The organism is Herpetosiphon geysericola, from assembly GCF_001306135.1.
Taxonomy (GTDB): Bacteria; Chloroflexota; Chloroflexia; order Chloroflexales; family Herpetosiphonaceae; genus Herpetosiphon; species Herpetosiphon geysericola.
Window position 1 is genome coordinate 58,679 of record NZ_LGKP01000006.1, and the last position, 21,445, is coordinate 80,123.

The following is a 21,445-nucleotide window of genomic DNA, read 5'->3' on the forward strand; positions in this document are numbered from 1 at the left end:
ATGGCTTTTCACCACGATTGATCGCCTTCGTGGCCTTCGCATTCTTCGCGGTTGCTAATTTGTAACTAACTACCAATATGGGGCAAGGCCAATTCTGCATAGCCACAATAGCCACAGCCATGTAATTCTAAAATTTGAAAATCGTGGCGAAACGAACCAAAGCGACCTTGCAAAATATCCAGCGAGTTCGAGCTTTCGCGAAATTGTTTGAAGCCCAAAAAGGTCATTTGAGCCTGACAGCGCAAGCAGATCAATTGGCGTACACTTGGCGGCGCTGGTTCTGGTGGGGTAATGCCCAATGAGCCATCGCGCAGCCAACCACAGCTTGGGCATTCTTCCCAATCTTCGGAAACTTCATCGTCGCAATAGGGGCATTTGGTAGGCTCAAGCGGCAACGCCAACGAGCCATCGCGCAGCCATCCACAAGTTTTACACTCTTCCCAATCATCGGGGACATTGCCGCCACAATAGGTACATGCTTGCATCATCAATCTCTCGCTAGTAGATGCTCGTTTCAAGCAAAAACTATACGCTGCCAGCAAGCGAGTGTTGCAAGCCAAAGCAACAACGGCGCAAGCTCAATGCTCACGCCGTTGACGGTCGTTATCTGCTGCCACCAACTTCGAGTGGCATTTCGCTGGCGAGAGTTTCTGCCTCGGTGGTTACTGGCAAACCCAAATCCCTGCGCCGCTGATCGGCTAAGCGGCGTTTTTCGGCCACCATCTCGGGTGTTACATACTCGTCGAAGGTGCGCAAACCAGCTAATTTCAGCCCATGCTTTTTGAATAAACGATACATTTCCTTGACCCGATCCATTTCGATGTTGCGGCCAAGGGTATAATCGTCGAATTTGCCATCAAGCGCCAAGAGGGCTGTCTCAGAGAGGCAGGCATAGGCTGTACCTGCTGGCAAGCCAATATCAAAGCCAAAATCGACCTCGCCGGGCAAGGTAATTTCGCCCGATTCGATCACCAACACATCTGGGCGTTTGGCTGCATCTTCTTCTTTGATGTCTGGTGGGCGGGCCACGTCGCAGACTACCGCGCCTGGTTTTAGGCGCTCAATATCGACAATTTTGGTATTAAGTGCGGTCGTGGTGGTAACAATTAAGTCGGCGCTGCCAACATAATCATCAGCTTTGGTGGCAATTGTCACTTTGGCATTGGGCGTTTCAGCTTCGATTTGCTTCTTCAAGGCAATCAAGCGCTCAGGCCGGGGCGCAATCAATACTACGTCGCCAATGGCTTGGGCTAGCAAGCGCGAACAAACCGCGCCAATCGAGCCAGTTGCCCCAATCACGACAGCAGTGCCTTGATCAACCCGCCCGCCCATCAAAATGACTGCTTGTTTTGCAGCTTCGAGGGTTGCGGCGACAGTTAGCGAGTTGCCCGAGGTAATCCCAATATCCGATTTTTGGGCCACGGTGATCCCAGCATCGCCAACTACCGAGGTAAATGCGCCCAATCCCATGAGTTTTGCGCCCATGCGTTCGGCCATGCGCGCTGCTTTGATCAAGCGGCGATAGGTAAATGCGGTTGGGCGGCGCATTAATTCGCGTGGCGTAGCGCCTAAGGTCAATAAAATACCCTCAATCTCTTTGCCCGTGCCCGTCGATTTGATGCCCTTCATCTTTGAAAGATAGAGCGGTGGCAAATGGGCCATGGCGCGTTCGACCCAGCGCTGCGGCACATATTTGAGCACCTTGAAGCGCGGATCTTTATAGATAAATTTGGTCGAGAGCGGGTGAATCACAAAGGCAAATTTTTCTAATTCTTCGTCGTTGGTCAGGCGCTGAATGTGCGGCTCCCAATTGGCATCGGCGGTAATTTGCAAGACGGTTGCTTCATCAAGCTCGCGCTTGCCCGTTACGGCCAAAATCATGGCTTCAAGCACATCTGCTGAAACAAACGGATGCTCTTCGCTAATTTTTGGCGTGAGCGTAATTAAGGTATGCGCTCCACGTTGGCGCAAATCTTCAATCTCAGCAGGCGAAGGATCGTCGGTCAAAATCGTGCGGCCACGCAAATCTTGGGGCGCGTAGCGTCGAATGAAGGCAAAATCACCAGCCAACACATCGGCCCAAGCGCAATCTTTTTCCAGGCGGCTATCGTGGGTTGCACCCTTGCCAATTGGGTGAATGCGCCGATAGGGCTTTTTGGCCAAATCGGGCATGGCAAATTTAGCGTAGCGCTCCAATTGGCTCAACGAGCTAAGCGTAAACGGCAAACCATAATGCACCTTGGGATCGGCAAAGCGTAAATCGACGTTATAGTTGCTCAGCGATTCGGCCAATGAATAGCGTTCGATGCCCGAAAAAACCAAGACCCGCCGATAGTTGAAGCGACCAGGTTCGCGGGCAACAGCTTGGGCAACCGTCCAGCGTTCGAGGGTCGATTTGAGCAACACACCGTCGGCGGTTGGGGTGGTGCGGGCTTGGTTGACGATTGTATAGGCTTGGTTATGCTGATAAGTGGCCTTGCCAACCCGAAAATCAGCAATCACCCCACCAAGCGCAATTGCATCGACCTTGCCATCGTGCTCGCGAATCAACTGCTTGACCCGTTCGACATCGCCATCGGCTCCAATGCGGCGCACCCGTATTTCTTCGCCCAACAGCGTTGTTGTAAAGCTAAAGTCACGCCGCGAACGACCGAGCGTGATACAGACTACTTCTTTCATAGTGAATCCTCATTGCAAGCCTAGCGAATCGGAGGTTGGATCGATCGCGCTTGAGATTAGGGAGTGAGCATAGCGAAGTACAGCAATGTTTCTACATCGATTATAGCCGATTATTGCATGTCAAGGCAATGCAAGGTGAAAATCAGAAGTCAAAAGTCAAAAAAGAACAGAGAGCATAAGCATGAAGTCAGAAATCAAAAATCAAAAGTCAAATTGTAGGGATAAATGGCTGGGTATCGGGTATCGGGCGTTGGGCTATTGGCTTTCATCCTTCATCCTTCATAATTTCGCTATGTTCTATGCTCTGTGTTCTATGCTCTATGCTCTGCGCTATATTGACAGAAGTGGATAGTTGTGGCACTGTACTTCACGCCGCACGAATTCCCGCTCGTGCCTCAACGAGGCCACCTAAGCGACGCTGCTCCAGTACACGTCAACTTTGAACTGATTCGCCGCGTTTTGAATGCGTCGGTTGGTGGCACAGTGTGAACTTTTAAGGAAAAACCCTATGGATACTAAATTGGTGATTGTTGAGTCGCCAGCTAAAGCAAAAACGATTCAAAAATATCTGGGCGCTGGCTATCGCGTCACCGCGAGCATGGGCCATGTGCGCGATTTGCCCAAGAGTAAAATTGGCATTGATATTGACAATGATTTTACCCCGGTCTATGAAATTAGCGCGGGCAAAGATAAGCTCATTGCCGACTTGAAACGCGAAATCAAAGCTGCTTCTGCAATTTACCTCGCAACCGACCACGACCGCGAAGGCGAAGCAATTGCTTGGCATATTTTGCAAGCAGCCAATATTGGCAAACGCAAGCCCGTCTATCGAATTACCTTTAATGAAATTACCAAGGAAGCGATTCAGAACGCAATTCGCAATCCACGCGAAATTGATGCCAACTTGGTCGATGCCCAACAAGCGCGGCGGGTGCTCGACCGCTTAGTTGGCTACAAAATTTCACCAATTTTGTGGGCCAAAGTGCGTCGCGGGCTTTCAGCTGGCCGCGTGCAATCGGTTGCTGTGCGCATGGTCGTCGAACGCGAACGCGAAATCGAAGGCTTTGAACCCAAAGAATATTGGACGATCGAGGCCGATTTATCGCCAACTGGCCTGAAAAAGCTGGCTAAAAACGATATTTTTCGCGCAATTCTCTACGCCCGCAATGGCAAAAAACTCGATAAATTTGCGATTCCTAGCAAAGACGATGCTGATGCTGTGTTGAATGCCTTGGAAGGCGCAAATTATATTGTCGGGGCGATTACGCGCAAGGATAAACGCCGCTCGCCTTCGCCACCATTTATCACCAGTACCTTGCAACAAGAGGCCAGCCGCAAGCTGGGCTTTAGCTCCAAACGCACCATGCAAGTGGCCCAAAAGCTCTATGAAGGGGTCGATGTTGGCGGCAAGGATGGCACGGTTGGGTTGATTACCTATATGCGTACCGACTCGACCAACGTTGCTGTCGATGCGCAAAACGAGGCTCGCAGCTTAATTACCGAGCTATATGGCAAGGAATATGCGCCAGCCAAACCCAATATCTACAAAACCAAGGCCAAAGGCGCGCAAGAAGCTCACGAAGCGATTCGCCCAACTAGCGTGATGCGCCGTCCTGATCAATTAAAAGCCACGATTGGCCGCGATGAGCTGCGCTTATACGATTTGATCTGGAAGCGCTTTATGGCTTCGCAGATGGCAGCGGCAATTTTTGATAGCACCAGCATCGATATTGGCGCTGGAGTTGGCATCAAAACTGCTGCTGGCGCGCCCTTTACCTTTCGCGCAACTGGCTCGGTGCTCAAATTCAATGGCTTCTTGGCCGTCTATAACGTGAGCCTTGATGAAGGCGACGAGGACGAAGACAAAGAGGCCTTGTTGCCGCAACTCAACGAAGGCCAAGCCCTCGATTTGCATGATCTGTTTGGCGAGCAACACTTTACTACGCCACCGCCGCGCTATACCGAGGCAACCTTGGTCAAGCAGATGGAAAGCGAAGGCATTGGCCGCCCATCAACCTACGCGCCAACAATTTCGACGATTGTTGCCCGCGAGTATGTTGAGTTGGTTGAAAAGAAATTGATGCCAACGACCTTAGGCCGCGTGGTGACCGATTTGCTGGTTGAACACTTCAAAGATATTGTCGATTACAACTTTACCTCGGATATGGAACAGCGGCTTGATGATATTGCTGAAGGCCAGCGCCGTTGGGTGCCTGTGCTGCGCGAATTCTACGATCCGTTTGCTGTGCGCTTGCATGCTGCCGAAACCGAGATGCGCAATGTCAAGCGCGAAGAAATCAAAACCGAGCTGCCATGTCCGTTATGTAGCAATCATTTGGTGATCAAATGGGGCCGTAATGGCGAGTTCTTGGCTTGTTCGCAATATCCAGAATGTAGCTGGACTGGCGATTTGGAGCGTGATGGCGAAGGTGGCATTCACATTGCCACTCAGCCCGAGATTTTCGGCAACACCACCTGCCCAGAATGTGGCAACCCAATGAGCCTGAAAAAAGGCCGTTTTGGCCCATTCTTGGCATGTACCAACTACCCAACCTGCAAAGGCATTCGCAAAGTGCGCGCTCAGGGCAAGGATTTTGTGGTGATTCCGCCGCCCAAGCCAACCGAAGAAAAATGCCCCAAATGTGGCCGCCCAATGGTGCAAAAAGAGGGCAAATTCGGGCCATTCTTGTCGTGTACTGGCTACCCAACCTGTCGCTCGATTGTGCGCTTAACGCCCAACGATGCCCCAACTTGCCCTCAATGTGGCGAGGGCAAAGTGGTTGCCAAACGTGCTCGTGGTGGCCGCACCTTCTATTCGTGCACCCGCTACCCCGATTGTACTTATGCCAGCAATGCATTGCCTGTGGCAGTTTCCGAAGAAGTAGCCTAAGCTTTTTGTTTGACGCAAGGTTTTATCGTTGTGCGATAAAGCCTTGCGTTGCTGTTTAACCAAGGAGATCATTGTGCTCAAGCAGCTTGCCGAAGCTTTGCGCTTTCTCACCATTTTGCCTGTGCCTGGCAAACCAGCCATGAGCGAACACGCGCTTGTGCGTTCGATGGTGGCTTTTCCCTTGGCGGGCACGCTGATTGGTGGCTTGGTAGCGGCCACATGGTTTGGTGCAACCTGGCTGTGGGGTGCACCAATCGGTAGTTTATGTGCAATTTTAAGCTGGGGTGCAATTACCAGCGGCTTGCATTTAGATGGCATTGCCGATAGTGCCGATGCGCTGTTTAGCTGGCGTTCGCGTGAGCGCAAGCTTGAAATTATGAAAGATAGTCGGATTGGCACGATGGGGGCAATCGCACTGATCAGTATTTTGCTGCTGAAATGGCTATTTGTGCTTGGCTGTGGCGATCTTGCGTGGCGGGCTTTGATTGTTGCGCCAACCCTTGGTCGTTGGGTCGATATTATTGGGATTTTTTGGTTTCCACCTGCTGCTGAGGGCGGGCTTGGGCGCACATTCCACGATCATACGCGGCGTAGCGATTTTTGGTGGGCGACGATCTGCGCTGCTTTGATAGCGCTTGGCTTGCTTTGGTGGTGGGCTGGCTTGCTTTTTGGCGTGGTGATTGTGGCCACGATCATTATTGCCCGCTGGATGGTGCGCTCGCTTGGCGGCCTGACTGGTGATACCTATGGCGCGCTCTGCGAAATTGCTGAAATGCTGGTTTTAGCAGTAGTCGCAGCCTTGGTTAATCATCAAATGCTTTAAAATACTACCGCGCCAACAACCGTGGCGCGGATGAGTACGAGAATTCATTGCTGAACCCGCTTCTGCTCGGATATATCTACGGACTTTGTTAGCAAATGTTGCAGCAACCCCAAAAAATCGTAACGTTTCAAGCTACGATTGAGATCTTTGGCTGATTTGGGCGTTGGTGCGCTGCTTATGGTAGGCGGATGATGGTTTCAACCTTGATCAAGCAGGCTTCGCCGACCAACATTGTGCCTTCAAGCTGCACTTTTTCGCCAAGCTTGACGACCGCTCCCGCAGCATCGTGAACAACAATGGTCTCTTTGGTGTAATCTTCTGGCACTACAATCTGGTTCTTGCCAGTGCCTTCGTTTATATCTGCTGTAAAACCTTCGTTTTGGCTCGGTTCAGCGACAAAATCCAGCCCGCATTGCACAGTACTGCTGCTTATATTCGAGCAAAAGATAGACAAACCAACTACTAGATAGCCTTCCGTTCTTATGCGCTGGCCATTATTGCTTGCTTGACATGCATCAGCAAAACTTACGGCAGCTATCTCGCCACAGCCAGCTAACAGCGCAAATAGCAATCCATAGCCCAACTGCCATCTTTGACGCATAATTATACTCACTTGTTTAAATGCAGAATGCCACCATAATTTAATTCATGGTGGCATTGTAGCGTTACGAGCAACAACCTTCGTTACTACATTTTGATTTTATGGCCCAGTTTTTTAAGTTCTTCGCCAGCAATCACATATTTTTGAATTTCGTTGGTGCCTTCAAAAATCCGTGTGACCCGTGCATCGCGATACATACGTTCGAGCGGTACTTCGCGGCTAAAGCCCATCCCGCCGTAAATTTGAATCGCTTCGTCGATAATTTGCGAAGCAGCTTCGGTGCAGAACAACTTAACCATTGATGATTCAAGTGTGGCTGGTTTTTTTGCATCAACCAAGGCTGCGCAATGATAGACCATTTGCTCCATCGCATAGATTTTGGTGCGCATTTCAGCCAACTTGATCTGAATTGCTTGGAAATCGGCGATTGGGCGACCAAATTGTTGGCGTTCGACGCTATAGTGCAAGGCCAATTCGTAGGCTTCTTTGGCCGAACCAAGCGCACTTGCACCCAAGCCACAGCGCCCAATATCAAGGGTTTTCATTGCAACGCCAAAGCCAGCTCCAACTTCACCAAGCACGTTTTTGGCTGGTACGCGGCAATTTTCAAAGAAAATCGAGGCGGTATGCGAAGCGCGCAAGCCCATTTTTTCCTCGACTTTGCCAACTTTGAAGCCTGCAAAATCTTTTTCGACAATAAAGGCCGTGATGCCGCCGCGTGCGCCGCGCTCGCGATTGGTTGAAGCAAACACCACAATCACATCGGCAAACGAGCCATTGGTGATCCACATTTTGCCGCCGTTGATAACCCAATCGTCGCCATCTTGGGTTGCAGTCGTGGTAATGCTGGCAGCGTCGGAGCCTGCATTTGGCTCGGTCAGCGCCCAAGCACCCAATAATTTGCCTTCGTTGAGCTTGCTGAGGTAGCGTGATTTTTGCTCATCGTTGCCCGAAAGAAAAATCGACATCCCACACAACTGAGCATGCGCGCCGATAATCGTGCCAGTTGAAGCGCAATAGCGGTTAATTTCTTCTTGCAAAATACAATAGCCGACGATCCCAGCATCAGCGCCGCCGTATTCCTCGGGAAATGGAATGCCGAGCAAGCCTAAGCTGCCTGCTTTGCGAATCGTTTCGAATGGCACACGCTCTGCTTCGTCGACCTCGCGGGCGATCGGCTTAATTTCCTTGACGGCGAAATCGCGAACGGTTTCACGCAACATGCGTAGCTCTTCGTTGAGTTCCATTGGGGAAACCTCCTAATGTAAAGGAAAAAGTCAAAAGTCAGAAATCAAAACTCAGAGGGCAAAAGGCCAAAACAAAATAGCAGGATTTAGATAACGTTTTCAGCACTTAAATTAGGGTGTATCATTTAAGCATGAATTCTTAGATTGAATATTTTGCATTTTGCCTTCTGCTTTTTGACTTTCTATGTATCGTTTTCTACAATTAATTGGCTCGCCAAGCGAGATTGGGCGCTATTTGGCGAGTATGCTCCAACGGGTTAAATCGCCGTTTCGCTCAAGCTCGTGGGAGCATGATTTGGCCTTTTTGGCCGAATGTGCGGCGATTATTCGGCATACCCATTCGGCTTTGTGGTATGAGTTGGCGAGCTTTGCTGATGCCTTTGATGCACCAGCAGAACGCAGTTTGTTTTTGCGGGCTGCGGCCTTGCCTCAAGCTTGTTCAGCAGTGGCTTGGCAACATTCCAGCGGCCAAGTATTCGTTGGGCGTAACTACGATTTTTATATCAATATGCCAACTCGCGATTTGCTTGCGACCCACAGCAGCTATGGCTATAAGCACATTGGCATGAACGGCGGCTTGGTTGGCGGTCGCTACGATGGCATCAACGAACATGGCTTGTTTGTGGGCTTGCACAAAGTTATGGCCGATCGGCAGGAGCATTTGCAACCAGGTGTGCCGTTTCATCTGCTGCCGCGTTTGGCCTTAGATTTATGTACCAGCACTGCCGAAGTAATTAGCTTGTTTCGCGAGTTGCCCCAGCTTTCATCCTTTAATTATACTGTCGCTGATCGTCATGGCCGTTTCGCTCGTTTAGAGTGCTATCCTGGTCAGCCAATCGGCGTTTTAGAAGCAGATACGCTGTTGGCAACCACCAACCACTTCAATCACCCAGATTTGAGTCCGTTGCAAGGCCGTCGTCCGCTGAGTGATTCCAAGGCGCGTGAAGCCTTTTTATGCGCAGCGGTTGGTCATGAATATGGCGATCCTTGGTTGCAAACCGCCCAAACCATGAGCGATCACCAGATTCCGCTTTGTTGCCATAAAGAGTTTTCGAGCACACTTTGGTCGGGCTTATATGAACTAACTCAGCAACGAGTGGCCTATAGTTTTGGCGCACCCTGCCAAGTCGGCTATCGAGAGTTGGAGTTTTAGCGTTATCTAACCACGAAGGACACGGAGTTTCACGAAGACTTGGTTAATCGTTCTTAGTGTGCTTCGTGTCCTTCGTAGTTTCGCCCTTACAACAACTCGAAAATGCCCGCAGCGCCCATACCACCACCAACGCACATCGTTACCATGCCATAGCGGCCATTACGGCGCCGAAGTTCGTTGATAATTTGGACAGTGAGTTTTGCACCAGTACAACCGAGTGGGTGGCCCAAGGCGATTGCTCCGCCATTGACGTTGGTTTTGCTTTCGTCGATGCCAAGCTCGCGAATCACTGCCAAGGCTTGTGCGCCAAAAGCTTCGTTCAATTCGATCAAGTCGATGTCGCTGAGATTCAAGCCAGTCTTTTTCAAAACCTTGGGAATCGCCACGACTGGGCCAATGCCCATGACTTCTGGGCCAACACCACCAACTGCAAAGCCAATAAAGCGCGCCAAGGGTTTGAGGCCAAGCTCATCGGCTTTTTGGCGGTTCATCAACAGCACTGCGGCTGCGCCGTCGCTGGTTTGCGATGAATTGCCAGCGGTTACTGTGCCTTTGACATGGAACACAGGCCGCAATTTGGCCAAGCCTTCCAAGCTGGTGTCGCGGCGTGGGCCTTCATCGACCTTGACTGTCGCATTGCTACGTTTGATCGTGCCGCCTGCTTCAGCCTCGGCAAACTCAACATCAACAGGCACAATTTCATCAGCAAAGCGACCTGCTTGAATTGCATCGATCGCTTTCATGTGCGAGCGATACGAAAAAGCATCTGCATCTTCGCGGCTGATGTTAAATTGGCGGGCGACATTTTCGGCGGTTAGGCCCATGTTGATGTAAATTTCTGGATAGTGCTCGGCCATCCATGGGTTGGGGGCAAATTTGTTGCCCGACATTGGCACCATGCTCATCGATTCAGCGCCGCCAGCGATAATCACATCAGCGCCGCCTGCCATAATCCGTTCTGCACCCAAGGCGATTGTTTGCAAGCCCGAAGCACAAAAACGATTGACGGTTTGAGCTGGCACATCGATTGGCAAGCCAGCACGCAAAGCGGCAATCCGCGCAATATTCAGGCCTTGCTCGCCCTCAGGCATCGCACAACCCAAAATCAAATCTTCGATTTCGCGTGGGTCTAGGCCTGGAGCTTGTTCAACCACAGCTTTAATTGCTGCCGCTGCCAAATCGTCAGGCCGACTATTGCGAAACATCCCGCGCTTGGATTTGCCGACGGCGGTTCGCGCACCAGCAACAATCACAGCTTCATTCATCGTTGAATACTCCTTTATGGATGTGGGGATCGGGGGTTGGGGACTGGGGATCGGATTGGTAATCAATACCAGTTTCACTGACCCGCCCAGTGGCTTGATTTGCTCGAAGCGAGCGTAATAAGCCATTGATTAAACGCCCAACTTGCCCGATTAATCCTTTGGTTTCAGATAGTTGGTCTGGTTGAAGAAATTCCAAACGTTCTGCAAGCAGAATATGAGTTTGAACTTCCATCAGCGAGCCACGAGCAATTGATAAAAATCGAATATATTCCGCTTGATACAGCCGAAACTAATCCCTATTCACTGACCGCTGATCCTTTGTTCACCACCCTTCCGTCCCGCCTCAAGGCGGGAGACGCAGGGGGCTTTAATCCCCCTGCACCCCCTCAAGGGCGTGTTGTGGTTCGCAATCGGTGCTTGATGAACCTGACTCAGCCTTCGTGATCTTCGCGATCTTCGCGGTTCCGGTAAACTGACCCATCATCCTTCTAATTTCGCAACGGCTTGTTGTTTTGCAACATAAACATGATCCGTTCCATGGTCTTTGGTTCGTGGCACAGCGCCAAGAACACTTCGCGCTCCATGGCCAAGAAATGTTCTTCATCGACCCATTGGGGGCTGCTGAGGTCGCCGCCAGCGATGGCATAGGCCAGTTTGTTGCCAATAAAGGCATCGTATTCGGAAATATAGCCGCCTTGTTGCATCATCCACACGCCGACCCGCATTGCAGCCAAGCCGTCGCGGCCAGCGGCATAGAGCTTTTCGCGGGCTGGTGGGCTAAAGCCAGCAGCAGCCAAATCAAGCACAAATTGCTTGGCACGGCCAATCAATTCATCGCTGTTCATAACAATTCGATCTGCTTCGGTGACAAAGCCTTGATCGCGGGCTTCGAAGGCGCTAGTGCCAACTTTGGCCATGCCAATTTGCTCGAATACTCGTTGCAGATATGGCGTTGGATCGCTTTCGGGAGCTAGTTTGATTGCCGGAGAAATCACGCGGCGCACAAATTCTTTGACCCCGCCAGCGCCAGGAATTAAGCCAACCCCAACTTCAACCAAGCCCATGTAGGTTTCAGCGGCGATACACATGCGCGAGCCATGCATCGAAACTTCAGCGCCACCACCAAGTACCCGCCCGAAAGGCGCGGTGACAATTGGCTTGGGCGAGAAGCGCATGCCTTGCATCAAGTCGTGCGAGGTTTTCAACATTTGCTCAAGCTGATCAAATTGATCGTTTTGAGCTGCCATCATCAGCATAAAGATATTGGCACCGATACAGAAATCTGAGCCTTGGTTGCCAACGACCATGCCCGTCCAGCGATCGTCTTTGAGCAATTCCAAGGCTTTGAAACCCATTTCGGTGATTTCGCTATCCAGCGCATTCATCTTGGAATGGAATTCGAAGCACAAGACGCCATCGCCCAAATCGATTAAGCTGGCTGAGTCGTTGCGCGCCACTTCTTTGCCAGCGTTGCGCAATTCGTCAAGGTCAAGCTTCAAGTCGGAGCTTGGCACTGCTTCGTATTCGCCAGTGACTGGGCTGTAGGCTTGTTTGGCGCCATCGACCGTTTGATAGAACGAGGCATGGCCTTTTTCAAGCAACGCCAACACCCAATCAGCCACCTGAATATCGCGTTCTTGCATTAGCTTCACACCATCGGCGAGGCCAATCGCATCCCACATTTCAAATGGCCCCATCTCCTTGGCAAAGCCCCAACGCAAAGCATTATCGACATCGTACAGATGGTCGCTAATTTCTGGGACGCGGCGAGCAGCATAGGCCAACGATGGCAGCAAGGTATCGGCAATCAACTTACCGCCGCGATCTTGGCTTTGGTTGACCAAGAAGCGCAAGCGTGCGGCCAAATTGCCCTGTTTTTTGGCTTGCTTGATGATTGGCAAATCAACTTCACGCGGAGCGCGATGCTCGCCAGTTTCCCAATCGAGCACCCAAAATTCCTTGCCGTTAGCACCTTTGACGGTTTTATAGAAACCTTGGCCAGATTTTTGACCGAGCCAGCCGCGTTCCATCAAGCCCTGAACTGGGGCCGGAGCCAGCAGCGCATCACGTGATTCATCATCGGGCACGAGATTGTAGAGGTTGTGGGCAACCCCAACCATCACATCGATGCCGACCAAATCGCCAAGCCGGAAGGTTCCCGATTTGGGATTGCCGATCAAGGTGCCAGTTAATGCATCAACTTCTTCAATCGTGTAGCCGTTATCGACGATATACTTCATGGCATATGCGCCGCCAAAGGTGCCAATGCGGTTGGCAATAAAGTTTGGTGTATCTTTGGCGATAACCACGCCTTTGCCCAAGCGTTCTTGGCCAAAACTACGAATATAGTCAATAATCGCTGGGTCGGTATCTGGAGTTGGAATCACTTCGAGCAATTTCAGGTAGCGGGGTGGGTTGAAGAAGTGGGTTCCAAGGAAATGCTTTTTGAAATCGTCGGAGCGGTCTTCAGCAATTTTGTGAATTGGAATCCCGCTGGTATTTGATGAAATAATGCTGCCAGCTTTGCGAATTTCGTCGATGCGCGCCATCAGTTGCTGCTTGGGTTCGAGTTTCTCAACGATAACTTCAATCACCCAATCGGCTTCGCTGATCACAGCAAAATCGTCTTCGAGATTGCCAAGTTGTACTAACTCGCCAGCTTTTTTATTCATCAGCGCGGCGGGGCTGCTTTTGACCACCCGATCCCAGCCAGTTTGCACAATCCGATTGCGCACGGCTTTGCTTTGCAACGAAAGACCTTTGGCCTCTTCCTCAGGCGTTAACGCGCTTGGCACAATATCCAACAACACGGTGCGCACGCCAGCGTTGGCCAGATGCGCGGCGATACCACCGCCCATTGTGCCTGAGCCAATTACCACTGCCCGTTGAATGCGGTACGTCATTGAACCACCTTTCTTTCTGGTTGGAAGCGATTTAATCAACGATCAACTGTAATCAGCGAGGGTTTTGCAGCTCGTTGAGGCTGATTGCAGGTTTGGAAAAACAATTAAAGTTCGATTCGGGCAACCTTACGCAAGCCATCGGTCAATAAATCGACCAATGGATCGCCCAATTGTTGGCGCATAGCGTTTTCGACCGCATCGCCACGTTGGCGCGCATCGGGCAACCGCTCCAAACCACTGCTGGTTAATTGGATGCGGGTAGTGCGCCGATCGTTGGGGTCGGGCATGCGTTCGAGCCAGCCATCGCGCTCAAGGCGATCGATGATTGGCGTTAGGGTTGAATTATCGAGATAGGTGCGGCTGGAAAGTTCGCCCATGGTTGGAGCTTCATCGGGCTTCATGGCTACGAGAACGAAGTATTGGGCGGTGGTCAGCCCCAAGGGAGCCAACACCCGATTGTAGTGGCTGATCAATTGGCGGGCTACGCGCCCAACTTGAAAACACAAATGATAGTGCGCTTCCACAATGCTACGTCCTTGTAAGCTTGATGAAGAACAGCGAATCGATTAATTTAACCACGAAGGACACGAAGCGCACGAATGAGTTCTCAATTCATTATTTGTGCATTGCCCCTAATGTTTATTCCTGACCCCTAGCCCCTGAATTCTGATCCCTCGTATACAAATAGTCCGTACACAAACTAACTATACGCAGTGCGTTATGCTTTGTCAAGATTGAGAATTTTGCTACGAAGTGGCTGCTTGCGAGGGTGGGGAAAGCTTGTTATGATTAGGTAATCCTCACTTGGTCATGGATTCACCATGCATCCGCCAGAGAAATGCGTGCTACCATGAGTTTGTTCGAGACCATTCCAGCCACCCTTTTTCGCCCATTGGCTAGCCGTGGTGCTGCAATTTATAGTCAGGTTTTGCTAGCACTATTTGCCGCTACCAAACAACAATCACAACCACTTAGCCGAGAACGGGCATTAAGCCTTGTTGAACAACAATTAGAACTCCCAAACGCCGAAGATTTGACGAGCGATGCCCACGAAGAAGAATCGGAACTTGAGCAAAATAACCATGCTTCGGCGATTTTACGCTCGCTGCGGGCTTGGGGCTGGCTGCGCTTTGAACAACAAAGCGATTATTCCTCGGCGATTATTTTACCCGATTATGCCTTTCGGCTCTTACAACTTTTTGAAGACCTTGCGACCAAACAGCGCCAACATTTGCGCGGCATGATTTGTGGCATTCACGATGTGCTCGAAAAAGCCTGCACCGGCGATGCACCCCATGATCGGCTCTCGAATGCCTATGACCAGACGCTTTTTCTGACGCAGGCGCTCAAAGAATTGCAACACAATATTGGTTTACATATTCAAACCGTGCTCAAAACCCTCAAAACTAAAGATGTGCTTGAACATGTTTTTGGCAGCTATCGCAAAGATATTGTTGATCAAGCCTATCACCAATTGCGCACCTCCGACCACCTTTCGCGCTATCGGCCTGCAATTTTACAATTTTTGCACAAAATTGAGCGTACTAATCTCATCGATCTATCGGCGCAGCATTTGGTTAGTCGTGGTGAGGCTGCTGATTTTGAATCAGCCTACAATCGATTGACTGATCAAATTGAGACAATTCGTAGTCATTTTGAGCAACTTGATCAATTAATTAGGGTGATTGATCTCCGTCATAGCCAATTTGTTGATTCGGCAGTGCGCAATATTGAATTATTTCTCAGTGCTAGCACCAGCACTAGCGGCCAACTCCACAGTATTTTGAGCCACATCTTACCTAATCCTGAAGCCTATGCCCAAGCCAGCCCAGAAATTAACGAACTCTTGAATATTTACGAGGTTCAATTAACTGATCAACAATCGTTAACTGCACCAACGCGCGCGGCTGTCCCTTTTGAAAGTCAGGCTGATAGCTATATACCAATTAGCGAGGCAGATATTGAACAAGCACAGGCGGCTACCCTGCGCCAATTGCGTCGTTCGATCAGTCGCGATCGAGTGCGCCGTTATGCCTTACAACTATTGGGCGATGCCGAGCAGCGGCGTGGCTCAGAGATTGAGCTTGAAAGTATTGACGATTTATCATTAATTATCTATTTGCGCTCATATGGTGATGGCTCGCTGGGTTATAAAGTTGAGCCAATCGATAATGGTGTGTGGGTTGAGCGCGATGGCGTGGGCTTTCGCGATTTCTTGGTGCGGCGGGTTTCAACGGAGCAACCAGCATGAGTTTAGTTAATTTTGCTGAAGAATATAGCCAACTTTCATCAAGCGAGCAACAATTATTTGCCGATAGCGTGCGGCGTTTACTCAGCGACGGCCTGATTTGGCGCGAAGATGAGCAGGATCGGCGGATTTTTGCATGGTTAGTGCGCCGCATCGATTTGGTGCGTGATTATTTAGCAGTTGCAGGTTGGGAACTGCATTACGCTGAAAATTTACATATTTTTCATGTCTTTCATCGTGATGGCAGCCATCGCCGCCGCTTTGATAAAGAGGAAACCCTCTGGCTGCTGTTATTGCGCTTGATTTACGCTGAACAATATGAATCCCTTAATCCGAGTTTGACGCGCTATCCTACTACGACGGTAAGTGATCTCTATACCCGTTATAGTGAGTTTTTTCCCAATCGAGCTATTCGCAAAAAAGGTGTTTTTGATAGTGCTTTACGTCTATTCAATGAGCTTAAATTAATTCGTGCCCCGCAGAGTACGGTGCTGAGAGCCAATGATCCTGAGACCGTGATTGAATTATTGCCAGCCCTTGAGGTGATTGTTCCTGCTAGTGGCATCGCCGCTTTGGCCGAACGTCTAGCCGAATATCAACGCCCAAGCAGTTCAGACGAGGAGCAAGCATGATTAAGCTGAGTCGAATTTTTTTGTATCATTGGCATCGCTTCGATTGGCATGTGTTTGATGTGCAAGATAGTTTGTATTTGGCTGGGCATAATGGCTCTGGAAAATCATCAATCCTTGATGCGTTGCAACTTGTGCTCGTGGCCGATTTGGGGCGAGTACGTTTTAACAGCGCCGCCCAAGATCGCTCTCAACGATCGCTCGATAGCTATGTGCGCGGCAAAATTGGCGAGCAACATTGGCTGCGGCCTGGCAATACGATTGGCTATGTGGTGCTAGAGTGGACTGACGATCTGAAGCATCAAGCCTTTATCAGCGGGATTTGTATCGAAGCCCGGCCCATCAACCAGAATCTTGAAAGAACTTTTTTTATTGCTGATGGTCAGCTTAATCCTGACCTGTTTGTTAATCAGGGCAAAGAAACTACCCGCAGCGAACTTAAGAAATTGGCTCGCAATCGCACAAGCTTTAACAGTTTCGATCAAACTGGCGAATATCAGGCCGAGTTGTTGAATCGACTTGGTGGCCTCAATCAGCGCTTTTTCGATTTATTTCTGCGCGCCTTGACCTTCCAGCCAATTCGTAATATTCGTGAGTTTGTTGAACAATGGTTGTTGGAGCCGAATTCGCTTGATGTGCATACTTTGCAAAATGTTGTTGAACGACTTCGTGATTTGGAACGCAAAGCCAAACAAGTCGAAGATCAATTAAAAAGCCTCAACGCAATTATCAAAACCCAAGATGAAGCGAAACGATTTCGAGATTTGCAAGGTAAGTTTGAAATTCTAGCGGCGCATTACAACGTTGCGGCAATTCAACAACAGATTAATCAACACCAACAACGATTAATCGATACCCGCCGTGATTATGAATTGAATCAGACTGATTTAGAACAACAACTTGGTTTGCAACAAAATGTCCAGATAGCTTGGGATGAAGCTCGACTTCAATTAAGTCAATCGGATGTTGTACGGCGTAAACAACAACTTGCCAACGAAATTCAGCAATTGCAGCAACAAATTCAAAAAATTAATCAACGCTGGCGGCAACTCCAAGCAAAATTAACTCAAATTGCTCAATCATTGAATACATTACCAGGAATTGCTGAGCAAGATTTAGTTAATCTATTGCAGCAGCCTGAGCAAATTCCTCAAGGACAGCAAATTGTGCCTTTATTACAGCAACAGAACATGGCGACTGGATCTGCTTTAAAATTGCAGCTCCAAGCACTGACGAGAACTGATGATACGATTGCGCGCTTAATGGAACAAGAAGGGAGCTTAAAAAAGGAAATCGCGAGCCTTGAACAATCAAATCGCCAAAATCATTATCCACAAAATGTGGAAAATGTGCGTAACTACTTAAAGCAAGAATTAAAGATTGAACTTTTTTTGCTTTGTGAGCTTTTAGAAATTCCTGATCAACATTGGCAAGATGCTGTTGAAGCAATGCTTGGTCAGCGCCGATTCAATATTATTGTTGAACCTAAATATTATAGCCAAGCACTAGATTTGCTTGACCAATTACGTGATAAACAGCGGCTCTATGATGTGGGCTTGGTTGATTTGCAGCAAGCAAGCGCGGAAACTCGCCCAGCACGACTATTATCATTGGCAACGAAAGTTAAAGCCAAAACAGGCTTAATTGATAAATATATTGCAGCGATTTTAGGCGATATTATCACATGCGAACGAGTTCAAGATTTGCGCCAACATCGGCGGGCAATTACCGCTGAAGTGATGGTTTATCAAGAATGGACGGCACGTTCAATCGATCCACGCAAATTTCGGCCTTGGTTTATCGGCGAACGCGCACAACGCTCACAAATTGAAAGTCGCCGCCAGCAATTAACCGAAATCCAAGCTGAGTTGGCGATATTACGTCCTGAACAACAGCGCCAACGTCAATATTCTGAGCAACTTGAAAAATTACAACAAATGTTATTAGGTTTAGATTCATATTTTGAGGAAGAACTTGATGCGAGTGAATTACAACGAACGCTTGTAGAATTACAACATGAGCACGATAGCATTGATACCAGCGGCGTGGCAGCACTTGAAGCAGAAGTTAAACGTTTGCGAATAATATATGATGAATATTCTATAAATATTAGCCGCTTTACTGAGCTAAATGGTGCTTTTAAAACTAAAATTAGCCAACTTGAACACCAAATTCAACAAGATAACCATCAATTATTGAATGCTCAAAGCCTGTTTGAACATATGCAGCAGCAGTATCCCAACCAAATTGAAGATGCAAGCGCCGATTTTCAGCGTGAAAATACTGAAGCTGCGCAATTTAGCCGTTTGCAAGAAACCGCTGAGCAACAGAGTCGCGGCTATCATACGCGCTTCAATAATCGCCAAGAAGCTTTGCGTGAACAAGTTCTGCTCTATAATCGCGATTTTGGCGCACGTGAACTAGCAGATATTGAGCAAACTAGCTTCCAAACCAGAAAAGCTGAATTAGAGGCTACAGATTTGCCCAATTTTGGACAGAAAATTGCTGAAGCGAAACACGAAACTGAAACCGAGCTACGTGAGCATGTTTTACACAAGTTACGCGAAAATATTGGCCGTGCTAAAGCTGAACTCGATCGAATTAATGATGCTTTACGAGGCTTAGATTTCAATGGCCAGCGTTATCATTTTCGCTATGAAATTGCCGATTCGCTGCGCGATTTTTATCAACTAATCGAACAATCAGCCAATGTGACCAGTGAAATTATTCAAGATAGTGACTTTTATCAACAGCATAAGGCAACCTTTGATCGCTTCTTCCAATTATTGATTCAGCCTGGATTAACTGATCAAGAAAAGCTTGAACAAGCTCAAATTACCGATTATCGACGCTATTTGAGCTACGATATCGATGTGATTGATCGTGATGGCACGCGCTCTCGTTTGAGCAAGATTATGGGCCAAACCTCAGGGGGCGAAACTCAAACGCCATTTTATGTGACAATTGCAGCATCGTTTGTGCAATTGTATAAAATTAGCGAACGCAGCAAACGCTCAACCATCAGAATTGTGGCCTTCGATGAGGCATTCTCAAAAATGGATCAAGATCGGATTGGCTCGACCCTCGATCTGTTCCACCATTTTGGTTTGCAGATTATCACTGCTACGCCGATTGAACGTTGCGAATATCTCGTGCCAAAAATGTGCACAACCTTGGTTTTAACGAGCTTGAAAGATCAGCAACAGCGAGTTTTGGTTGAGCCATATCGGAATTATGCAGCACGTCTAGAGGCGCCGAATGCTGAATCTGACCAAAACTAGCACCGCTATTTTGCAGCAATTGCTTGACCAACATGAACAACGCGATCGCCAGCGGGTTAATCGGGTCCAGGTTAAAGCAGCCAAATTTTCGCGTTATTTTGATGAAAAACAGGTTGATGAGCGCCAACAAACTAATAGTTGTTTGCTTGAATTGGCGCGAACAAAGGTAGTTAAACTCCATTGGCGCAAATGGGAAGAGCATAATTGGCTTGAAGCTGTTGATTTACTCGATGCGGCGGCGCTGTATCGTTTGCTGAAACGCCAACCATTGGCTGAGCAAGAACAGGCGTTGCGCGCATTGTTGGCCGAGTATGCGAACCCACAGGCTTGGTTTGCTGAGTGGTTGGCGTGGCTCGAACAGCAATTAATTCAACAACGTTCAATCCAACCACTTGATTTAACCGACCCCACTTGGAATCGCGATCTGCTACGGGCGATTTATGGCCTAACTCAACTAGCAACCCCAATCTTAGAACGCTTATTTAGTGTTCGCTGGCTTGGCCAGAGCAAACGATTTAGCGAGCTAGAAGGTGCAGTTTTGCGAGTTTTGCGCCAATTTGCACCCCAAGCCAAGCAGTTTGGCGATGATGATCGTGCTTTGCTGCAAGCCTTTAATCTCGAAAAAGTGCCGGAGTATGTGCTGCTTGCTGGTGATGTCCGGTTGAGATTGAATCAAAAAATTCTAGAATTGGGTGATTTTCGACCAAGTTTGGGCTTACCTAGCTCAATTTTGCGCCAGGCTACGGTGCTCGATTCAGCTTGCAGTGAAATTATTACGATTGAAAATTTAACCAGCTTCCACAGTATGCTTGCCCGTCAGCCACAAGCGATGCTGATCTATACTGGTGGTTTTGCTAGTCCAAGCCTTTGCCAATTTCTGGTCAAGCTCGCAACCGCATTGCCAAGAGTCGGTTGGTATCATTGGGGTGATTATGATGTAGGTGGCTTGCGAATCCTAGCCCATTTACGCCAACACGTTGCCCAAATTCAGCTATGGCAGCCTGAGTCAACCATTTTTGAGCGGATGCCCAATGCGACGCAAGCGTTGCATCAAAAAGAGCGCCACAGCCTTGGCGAACTTCAACAGCACCCGCTGCTTGCTGATTGTTGGGCCTTAATTGACGCAATGCTGGCCCAGAATGTAAAACTTGAGCAAGAGCAACTTGATCTTTTAGGTGGCTAAAAATCCTTTGCCCAGCGAGGGGGACGCTGGGCAAAGGTGCGGCGGAAGGAGGTGTCTACACCGTTGCTGGCTTAGCAGGAGGCGCGGTGGAATTTGCGCCAATCCATGGGGTGCCAAGTCACGGCAACAGTCAACGATCAAGGCCAGAACGTCCGGCACCATATTGGCCAATAGCACCACGATAGCGATCGTGGAAAGGAGGGCCTTGGCCGCAGACCGGCAATCAGAGAATCCTAGCTCAACAAGCTACCAAGTTTGGGAGCAACTGCGCTGCAACTATCAAGTCCTTGGATCAACCGAATGAGTATATCCAGCTTGAGGTTTGTGAACCAGTTAAGGGCTGGTAGGTACTCGGTTCAGGCATTGCGACGGCTAACCCGCGAACGTTGTTGGCGATTCAGGTGGTTGGAATGGCCTAGCATTAACCACTTGCTGAATTGAGCCAACGGCGATATTTGGACGCTGCTTGCCTTCGTATGAAGGCTTTGCTGAAACTAGGCTGTGAAGCGTCGCATCTTCGTTGAGCAGAATTGCTCTGACGAT

The 21,445-nt window shown here is 49.1% G+C and carries 15 protein-coding genes; 7 read left to right on the forward strand and 8 right to left on the reverse strand.

Annotated features, from left to right (window positions below):
- Positions 1-65: 65 nt before the first annotated feature.
- Complete coding sequence (locus SE18_RS02560; protein ID WP_054532854.1) at positions 66-488, reverse strand: zinc ribbon domain-containing protein; 423 nt, start codon at positions 486-488, stop codon at positions 66-68.
- Positions 489-603: 115 nt separating this feature from the next.
- Positions 604-2,679 carry a serine carboxypeptidase gene (locus SE18_RS02565; protein ID WP_054532855.1) on the reverse strand — a complete coding sequence of 692 codons (2,076 nt, stop codon included), beginning with the start codon at positions 2,677-2,679 and terminating at the stop codon, positions 604-606.
- A 508-nt stretch (positions 2,680-3,187) separates the two neighbouring features.
- Here SE18_RS02565 and topA point away from each other — a divergent pair.
- Together topA and cobS are read left to right on the forward strand one after the other, a co-directional pair.
- Complete coding sequence (gene topA, locus SE18_RS02570) at positions 3,188-5,569, forward strand: type I DNA topoisomerase (protein WP_054532856.1); 2,382 nt, start codon at positions 3,188-3,190, stop codon at positions 5,567-5,569.
- A gap of 73 nt (positions 5,570-5,642) precedes the next feature.
- On the forward strand, positions 5,643-6,392 hold the full coding sequence (cobS, locus tag SE18_RS02575; protein WP_054532857.1) for an adenosylcobinamide-GDP ribazoletransferase: 750 nt from the start codon (positions 5,643-5,645) through the stop codon (positions 6,390-6,392).
- 175 nt (positions 6,393-6,567) lie between these two features.
- On the opposite strand, the gene SE18_RS02580 is transcribed toward cobS, so the two are convergent.
- Positions 6,568-6,993 (reverse strand): hypothetical protein, encoded by a 426-nt coding sequence (locus SE18_RS02580; RefSeq protein WP_054532858.1) that lies wholly within the window; start codon positions 6,991-6,993, stop codon positions 6,568-6,570.
- A gap of 86 nt (positions 6,994-7,079) precedes the next feature.
- The gene (locus SE18_RS02585) at positions 7,080-8,240 is read right to left on the reverse strand and encodes an acyl-CoA dehydrogenase family protein (protein ID WP_054532859.1); all 1,161 of its coding nucleotides are present in this window, start codon (positions 8,238-8,240) and stop codon (positions 7,080-7,082) included.
- A gap of 184 nt (positions 8,241-8,424) precedes the next feature.
- On the opposite strand from SE18_RS02585, the gene SE18_RS02590 reads away from it, so the two are divergent.
- On the forward strand, positions 8,425-9,393 hold the full coding sequence (locus SE18_RS02590; RefSeq protein ID WP_054532860.1) for a C45 family autoproteolytic acyltransferase/hydolase: 969 nt from the start codon (positions 8,425-8,427) through the stop codon (positions 9,391-9,393).
- 86 nt (positions 9,394-9,479) lie between these two features.
- Here SE18_RS02590 and SE18_RS02595 read toward each other — a convergent pair whose 3' ends face one another.
- The 4 genes from SE18_RS02595 to SE18_RS02610 all read right to left on the reverse strand — a co-directional run bounded on the left by SE18_RS02595 (position 9,480) and on the right by SE18_RS02610 (position 14,085).
- Positions 9,480-10,658 carry an acetyl-CoA C-acyltransferase gene (locus tag SE18_RS02595; protein ID WP_054532861.1) on the reverse strand — a complete coding sequence of 393 codons (1,179 nt, stop codon included), beginning with the start codon at positions 10,656-10,658 and terminating at the stop codon, positions 9,480-9,482.
- Positions 10,651-10,941: a four helix bundle protein gene (locus SE18_RS02600; protein WP_083469684.1), complete on the reverse strand. Its 291-nt coding sequence runs from the start codon at positions 10,939-10,941 to the stop codon at positions 10,651-10,653. The genes SE18_RS02595 and SE18_RS02600 overlap by 8 nt, the downstream gene beginning before the upstream one ends.
- Positions 10,942-11,146: 205 nt before the next feature.
- A complete protein-coding gene (locus SE18_RS02605) occupies positions 11,147-13,561 on the reverse strand; it encodes a 3-hydroxyacyl-CoA dehydrogenase/enoyl-CoA hydratase family protein (RefSeq protein WP_054532863.1) in 2,415 nt (804 codons plus the stop codon).
- A gap of 104 nt (positions 13,562-13,665) precedes the next feature.
- Positions 13,666-14,085, reverse strand: coding sequence for a MarR family winged helix-turn-helix transcriptional regulator (locus SE18_RS02610; RefSeq protein WP_054532864.1), 420 nt, complete (start codon positions 14,083-14,085; stop codon positions 13,666-13,668).
- 326 nt (positions 14,086-14,411) lie between these two features.
- On the opposite strand from SE18_RS02610, the gene SE18_RS02615 reads away from it, so the two are divergent.
- From SE18_RS02615 to SE18_RS02630, 4 genes are read left to right on the forward strand one after another with little or no spacing between them, the layout of a single operon-like run.
- Complete coding sequence (locus SE18_RS02615; protein ID WP_054532865.1) at positions 14,412-15,812, forward strand: Wadjet anti-phage system protein JetA family protein; 1,401 nt, start codon at positions 14,412-14,414, stop codon at positions 15,810-15,812.
- Positions 15,809-16,441 (forward strand): DUF4194 domain-containing protein, encoded by a 633-nt coding sequence (locus tag SE18_RS02620; RefSeq protein ID WP_054532866.1) that lies wholly within the window; start codon positions 15,809-15,811, stop codon positions 16,439-16,441. Before SE18_RS02615 ends, SE18_RS02620 begins: the two co-directional genes overlap by 4 nt.
- The gene (locus SE18_RS02625; protein WP_054532867.1) at positions 16,438-19,719 is read left to right on the forward strand and encodes an ATP-binding protein; all 3,282 of its coding nucleotides are present in this window, start codon (positions 16,438-16,440) and stop codon (positions 19,717-19,719) included. Before SE18_RS02620 ends, SE18_RS02625 begins: the two co-directional genes overlap by 4 nt.
- On the forward strand, positions 19,697-20,902 hold the full coding sequence (locus tag SE18_RS02630) for a Wadjet anti-phage system protein JetD domain-containing protein (RefSeq protein WP_054532868.1): 1,206 nt from the start codon (positions 19,697-19,699) through the stop codon (positions 20,900-20,902). The genes SE18_RS02625 and SE18_RS02630 overlap by 23 nt, the downstream gene beginning before the upstream one ends.
- Positions 20,903-21,445: the final 543 nt, after the last annotated feature.

Coding starts and splice junctions, on each gene's coding strand:
- SE18_RS02560 (WP_054532854.1), bottom strand. CDS start 488: ATGATGCAAGCATGTACCTATTGTGGCGGCAATGTCCCCGATGATTGG.
- SE18_RS02565 (WP_054532855.1), bottom strand. CDS start 2,679: ATGAAAGAAGTAGTCTGTATCACGCTCGGTCGTTCGCGGCGTGACTTT.
- topA (WP_054532856.1), top strand. CDS start 3,188: ATGGATACTAAATTGGTGATTGTTGAGTCGCCAGCTAAAGCAAAAACG.
- SE18_RS02580 (WP_054532858.1), bottom strand. CDS start 6,993: ATGCGTCAAAGATGGCAGTTGGGCTATGGATTGCTATTTGCGCTGTTA.
- SE18_RS02585 (WP_054532859.1), bottom strand. CDS start 8,240: ATGGAACTCAACGAAGAGCTACGCATGTTGCGTGAAACCGTTCGCGAT.
- SE18_RS02590 (WP_054532860.1), top strand. CDS start 8,425: ATGTATCGTTTTCTACAATTAATTGGCTCGCCAAGCGAGATTGGGCGC.
- SE18_RS02595 (WP_054532861.1), bottom strand. CDS start 10,658: ATGAATGAAGCTGTGATTGTTGCTGGTGCGCGAACCGCCGTCGGCAAA.
- SE18_RS02605 (WP_054532863.1), bottom strand. CDS start 13,561: ATGACGTACCGCATTCAACGGGCAGTGGTAATTGGCTCAGGCACAATG.
- SE18_RS02615 (WP_054532865.1), top strand. CDS start 14,412: ATGAGTTTGTTCGAGACCATTCCAGCCACCCTTTTTCGCCCATTGGCT.
- SE18_RS02620 (WP_054532866.1), top strand. CDS start 15,809: ATGAGTTTAGTTAATTTTGCTGAAGAATATAGCCAACTTTCATCAAGC.
- SE18_RS02625 (WP_054532867.1), top strand. CDS start 16,438: ATGATTAAGCTGAGTCGAATTTTTTTGTATCATTGGCATCGCTTCGAT.
- SE18_RS02630 (WP_054532868.1), top strand. CDS start 19,697: ATGCTGAATCTGACCAAAACTAGCACCGCTATTTTGCAGCAATTGCTT.